Annotated in this window: 5 protein-coding genes; 2 read left to right on the forward strand and 3 right to left on the reverse strand. The window is 65.5% G+C overall.

Annotated features, from left to right (window positions below; translation table 11 throughout):
- Nucleotides 1-140 precede the first annotated feature (140 nt).
- Together QGG75_20790 and QGG75_20795 are read left to right on the forward strand one after the other, a co-directional pair.
- Nucleotides 141-302, forward strand: coding sequence for a hypothetical protein (locus QGG75_20790; GenBank protein ID MDP6069667.1), 162 nt, complete (start codon nt 141-143; stop codon nt 300-302).
- 99 nt (nt 303-401) lie between these two features.
- Complete coding sequence (locus tag QGG75_20795; protein MDP6069668.1) at nt 402-1,340, forward strand: aldo/keto reductase; 939 nt, start codon at nt 402-404, stop codon at nt 1,338-1,340.
- Here the strand turns inward: QGG75_20795 and alaS are convergent.
- The 3 genes from alaS to QGG75_20810 all read right to left on the reverse strand — a co-directional run.
- Complete coding sequence (gene alaS, locus QGG75_20800) at nt 1,337-3,973, reverse strand: alanine--tRNA ligase (GenBank protein ID MDP6069669.1); 2,637 nt, start codon at nt 3,971-3,973, stop codon at nt 1,337-1,339. The two genes, QGG75_20795 and alaS, sit on opposite strands and share 4 nt — an antisense overlap.
- A gap of 124 nt (nt 3,974-4,097) precedes the next feature.
- Complete coding sequence (gene recA / locus QGG75_20805) at nt 4,098-5,204, reverse strand: recombinase RecA (protein MDP6069670.1); 1,107 nt, start codon at nt 5,202-5,204, stop codon at nt 4,098-4,100.
- Nucleotides 5,205-5,359: 155 nt separating this feature from the next.
- Nucleotides 5,360-6,032 (reverse strand): response regulator (locus tag QGG75_20810; GenBank protein ID MDP6069671.1); only part of this gene is annotated, 673 nt, incomplete at its 5' end.

Genomic DNA, 6,032 nt, shown 5'->3' on the forward strand with positions numbered 1-6,032 from the left:
GGCCACCGGCGCCGGAGACTATTCTGCACCACCGGCCCGTTCCGGCCTTCGCTGTTGATGGGCTGCGGCCGAACCGGGCCTCAGAACGGATGGCAAACAGACTAACATAGGATATGGTACAAACCTTGGGGGCAGGTCAGGTGCTTTGCCCTCTGCTGTCGTTGGCCACCATCGGTATCGGCGTTGCCGCCATTTACGTCGGCTTCAGGAACGAGGCCGGCGGCATGGCCGCCAAGGTCGGCGGCAGCGTCGTCACCGTGATCGGCTTGCTCGGGCTCATCTCCTGCCTGCTGACGAGTTGAACGCTGCCAGCCCGCATTTCTCTCCGCGTCATGGCCTGCGCGAGCCATCACCGGGTGAGGAATCCGGGCTAGGCTTGGAGCGAGCAGAAGAGGTATGACGTGGAAAAACGACAGTTGGGAACTTCCGGCCTGCAGGTCTCGACCCTGGGACTGGGCTGCAACAACTTCGGTGGCCGCCTCGACGAGGCCCAATCCATCGCCGTCATCGAAAAGGCACTCGATCTCGGCGTGACGCTAATCGACACGGCCGACGTCTATCCCATGACCACCACCGGCACCTCGGAGGAGATCATCGGCAAGGCGCTGGGGAAGGCCCGCGCGGATGTCGTACTGGCCACCAAGTTCGGCATGGACATGGGCAACGAGCGCCACGGCGGCTCGCGGCATTACATCATGGCGGCGGTCGAGGACAGTCTGCGGCGCCTTCGGACCGACTGGATCGACCTCTACTATCTTCATCAGCCCGATCCCAGGACGCCCATCGAGGAAACGCTCCGGGCGCTGGATGACCTCGTGCGCCAGGGCAAGGTGCGCTACATCGGCTGTTCCAACTTCGCCGGCTGGCGGACCGTCGAAACGACGTACCTGGCCCGCGAACTCGGCACCAACGCCTTCATCTGCAGCCAGGAGCACTACAGCCTGCTGGCCCGCGAGGTCGAGCGCGAGGTCGTCCCGGCGCTCGAGGCCTATGGCCTCGGCTTGTTGCCTTTCTTCCCTCTGGCCTCGGGTCTGCTGACCGGCAAATACCGCGCCGGCGGGGCGGCCGATGGCCGGCTTTCCTATACCGAACGCCTGGCCAACACCTTCCTGACGGAGCGCAACCTCGAACTGGTCGAGCGCTTCGCCGGGTTCTGCGAGGCCCGTGGCAAGAGCCTCACCGACCTCGCCTTCGCCTGGCTGCTGGCCCAGAAAACCGTGCCCAGCGTCATCGCCGGGGCCAGCAACGACGAACAGCTGGAGCAGAACCTGAAGGCGGTCGAATGGACGCTTTCGGCCGAAGATCTGGCCGAGATCGAGCGGCTCGGCAGCGAAGATTAACCCGCCGCCAGCTCGCTTTCGATGGCAGCGATGGCCTGGTCGGCCTTGTCGCCGTCGGGGCCACCGGCCTGAGCCATGTCGGGACGACCGCCACCGCCCTTTCCGCCGACGGCCAGCGAGCCGGCCTTGACCAGGTCGACGGCGTTGAGCTGGCCGCAGAGCTCGTCGCTGACGCCGACCACCAGCGAGGCCTTGCCGTCGTTGACGGCGACCAGGGCGTAGACGCCGGGGCCGCTTTTCTTGAGGTCGTCGACCATGCCCTTGAGGTCGCGCGGCGCCACGCCGTCGAGGCGCTGGCCGATGAAGCGCACGCCGGCGATCTCTTTGGCCGCCGGTCCCTCGGCGGCGCCGCCGGTGGCCAGCTTGCGGCGCGTTTCGGTCAGCTCGCGCTCCAACCGCTTGCGTTCGTCGAGCAGCGCGGCGACACGCGTGCCGGCCTCTTCCGGTGTCGTCTTGAGCACCGCGGCGACACCCTTGAGAAGGCGTTCCTGTTCGCCGGCATGGGCGATGGCGGCGGCGCCGCTGAGCGCCTCGATGCGGCGCACGCCGGCTGCCACGGCGCCCTCGGAGACGATCTTGAAGAACCCGATGTCGCCGGTGCGGTGGACGTGGGTGCCGCCGCAAAGCTCCACCGAATAGCGCTCCTCGGCATCGTCGCCCATGGCAACGACGCGTACCTCGTCGCCGTACTTTTCGCCAAACAGCGCCATGGCACCGGCTTCCCCCGCCTCGTCGGGGCTCATCTGCACCGTGGTGACGACGGAATTGCCGCGGATGCGGCCGTTGACCTCGGATTCGACGGCCGCCAGTTCGTCATCACCGATGGCCTTGGGTTGGGAAATATCGAAACGCAACCGGTCGGGCGCCACGAGCGAGCCCTTTTGCGTTACGTGCTCGCCGAGTTGGCGGTGCAGCGCGGCATGCAGCAGGTGGGTGGCCGAATGGTTGGCCCGCAGCGCCGCACGGCGTTCGCCATCGACCCGCATGACCAACTCGTCGCCGACCTTGAGCTCAGCGTCCGAGAGGTGGCCCTGGTGGACGTGCAGATCGCCGAGCTTCTTGAGCGTATCAGTGACGACAAAGGTGGTAGCAGCGCCGCTCATACGTCCGCTGTCTCCGGCCTGGCCGCCGGATTCGCCGTAAAACGGGCTTTGGTTGGCTACCACCAAGCATTCGCTGCCGGCCGGCGCCCGGTCGACTCGAGCGCCGTCGACGACGATGGCCTGGACGACGCCCTCGGCGACGTCGCTGTCGTAGCCCAGGAAGTCGGTAGCGCCAGCCTCCTCGCGCAGGTCGTACCAGATTTCCTCGGTGGCGGCGGCGCCGGATCCCGTCCATTGCCGCCGGGCGGCGGCGCGCTGGCGCTCCATGGCGACGTCGAAGCCGGCCAGATCGACCTCGCGGCCCTGGCTGCGCAAGGCGTCCTGGGTGAGATCGAGGGGAAAGCCGAAGGTGTCGTAAAGCTTGAAGGCGACCTCGCCGGGCAGCGCCTGGCTACCGCCCAGCCGCCCGAGTTCGTCTTCGAGCAGCTTGAGGCCACGCTCCAACGTCTTCTTGAAGCGCGTTTCCTCGAGCTTGAGGGTCTCTACGATCAGTGCCTCGGCACGGCCCAGTTCGCCAAAGCCCTGACCCATCTGGTTCGTCAGCGCCGGCACCAGTTGCCACATCAGGGGCTCGCGGCAGCCCATCATGTGGGCGTGGCGCATGGCGCGCCGCATGATGCGCCTGAGCACGTAGCCGCGGCCCTCGTTGGAGGGCAGCACGCCGTCGGCGATGAGAAAACTCGAAGCCCGCAGATGATCGGCAATGACGCGATGGGAGACGGCATGGGGGCCGTCCGGCTCCTGGCCGCTGGCCTCGGCCGAGGCGGCGATCAGGGCCTGCATCAGGTCGATCTGGTAATTGTCGTGCGAGCCCTGCAGCACGGCGGCGATGCGCTCGAGGCCCATGCCGGTATCGATCGAGGGCCGGGGCAGCTCGACACGCCGGTCGGGGCCCTGTTGTTCGTACTGCATGAAGACCAGGTTCCAGATCTCGACGAAGCGGTCGCCGTCCTCGTCGGGGCTGCCCGGCGGGCCGCCGGCGATGTGCTCGCCGTGATCGTAGAAAATCTCGGAACAGGGTCCGCAGGGGCCGGTGTCGCCCATCGACCAAAAATTATCCGAGGTATTGATGCGGATGATGCGCTCGTCGGGCGCGCCGCTGATCTTCTTCCAGAGATCGAAAGCCTGATCGTCGTCATGGTAGACGGTGATCCACAAGCGCTCGGCGGGCAGGCCGTATTCCTCGGTCACCAGCTTCCAGGCCAACTCGATGGCCAGGTCCTTGAAATAGTCGCCGAAGGAGAAATTCCCCAGCATTTCGAAAAAAGTGTGGTGGCGCGAGGTGTAGCCGACGTTGTCGAGATCGTTGTGCTTGCCGCCGGCGCGCAGGCACTTCTGGCTGGTCACGGCACGCTGGTAGTCGCGCTTCTCGACGCCGGTGAAGACGTTCTTGAACTGCACCATGCCGGCGCTGGTAAAGAGCAGCGTCGGATCGTTGTGCGGCACCAGCGGGCCCGAGGCTATTTCGGCGTGGTCGTTGGCGGCAAAGAAGTCGAGGAAGCTGCGCCGGATGTCGTTGACTGTTGGCATGCGGGATCCGCGATGGTGGCCCCCGCTTGTAGCCTTTGCCGGAATGCCTGTCCAGGGAAGCACGACGGCAGCAAAAAGGGCGTCCAAAAGGACGCCCTTTTCCGATCTCGTGGCCAGCCAAGGCTCAGGCCCCTTCGGCCACCTCGGCACTCTCCTCCTCGGCGTCGTCCTGGGCCTGGCCCAGGGATTCGGCGGCGATGGCGTCGGCGATCAGGCCGGCATCGCGCCGCACCTCGCGCTCGATGGCCTGGGCCACCTCGGGTGTCTCGCGCAGGAACTGCTTGGTGTTCTCGCGGCCCTGGCCGATGCGCTGGCCGTCGTGGGAATACCACGAGCCCGATTTCTCCACCACGCCGGCCTTGACGCCCAGATCGATGAGCTCACCCAACTTGGAGATGCCCTCGCCATACATGATGTCGAACTCGACGACGCGGAAGGGCGGCGCCACCTTGTTCTTGACCACCTTGACCCGGGTCTGGTTGCCCACCACCTCGTCGCGGTCCTTGATGGCGCCGATGCGGCGGATATCGAGGCGCACCGAGGCATAGAACTTCAAGGCATTGCCGCCCGAGGTGGTTTCGGGACTGCCGAACATGACGCCGATCTTCATGCGGATCTGGTTGATGAAGATGACCATGCAATTGGAACGCGCGATCGACGAGGTCAGCTTGCGCAGCGCCTGGCTCATGAGCCGGGCCTGCAGGCCGACGTGGGTGTCGCCCATCTCGCCTTCCAGTTCGGCCTGGGGCACCAGGGCCGCCACCGAATCGATGACCAGTACGTCGACGGCGCCCGAACGCACCAGGGTATCGGTGATCTCCAGCGCCTGTTCGCCGGTGTCGGGCTGCGAGATCAAAAGCTCCTCGATATCGACGCCCAGCTTGGCCGCATAGCCCGCATCGAGGGCGTGCTCGGCGTCGACGAAAGCCGCGGTGCCGCCAGCCTTCTGGGCCTCGGCCACGGTGTGCAGCGCCAGCGTCGTCTTGCCCGAGCTTTCGGGGCCGTAGATCTCGACCACCCGGCCCTTGGGCAGGCCGCCGATGCCCAACGCGATATCGAGCCCCAGCGAGCCGGACGAGATGGCCTCGATCTCGAGAACCTGCTGGCGTTGGCCCAGCTTCATCACCGAGCCCTTGCCGAAAGCCCGCTCGATTTGCCCCAGGGCAGCCTCGAGAGCCTTGTTCCTGTCCATGCCTTCCTTCTCGACGAGACGTAGCGCGGTATCCGCCATGAGCTGTTTCCCTGTTATTCCATACGGTGTCGGCAGTTGCAACGGAAGGACAATGTACATGTTTTGTTCTCATGCGCAAGGGGAAATTTTATGTCATTGATTTTAATGTATTTTTTGGCACATGTTGACGAAATGTTCAGGTCCGAAATAGACCGCTACCCCAGCACTTCCTTGACCCGGGTGGCGAGATCTTCCAGCGAAAAGGGTTTGGGCAGGAACGAATAGGGCAGTTCGAAGTCGAGGCTCTGGCGGAAAACGTCCTCGGCGTAGCCCGAGATGAAGATGACGCGGAGATCAGGTTGCACCTTCAGCGCCTGCTTGATCATGGTGGGGCCGTCCATGCGCGGCATGACGACGTCGGTGATGGCGAGATCAATGGGGCCGTCGTGTTCGTCCAAGAGCTCCAGCGCCGCCTCGGCGCAATCGGCCGCCAGCACCGAATAGCCCTTGTTCTCCAGCGCCCGGGCGGCAAACTGCCGCACCGGCGCTTCGTCCTCGACCAGCAGGATGGTGCCCTTGCCGGTGAGATCGCGGGGCCCCGCCGGGGCCGGTTCCTGGGGGACCGCCCGGGCCGGTTCTTGGACTTCGTGCCGCGGCAGATAAATCCGGAACGTGGTGCCTCGGGGGCTGGACTCGGGCACGATGAAGCCGCCGGTCTGCTTGATGATGCCGTAGACCGTCGACAAGCCGAGGCCGATGCCGTGGCCCACCTCCTTGGTGGTGAAGAAGGGCTCGAAGATCTTGTCGAGGTCCGCCGGGGCGATGCCCTTGCCGGTATCGCTGACCTCGACCAGCACGTAATCGCCCGGCAGCACCGTCTCGGGACCG

The organism is Alphaproteobacteria bacterium, assembly GCA_030740435.1.
Lineage (GTDB): Bacteria > Pseudomonadota > Alphaproteobacteria > UBA2966 > UBA2966.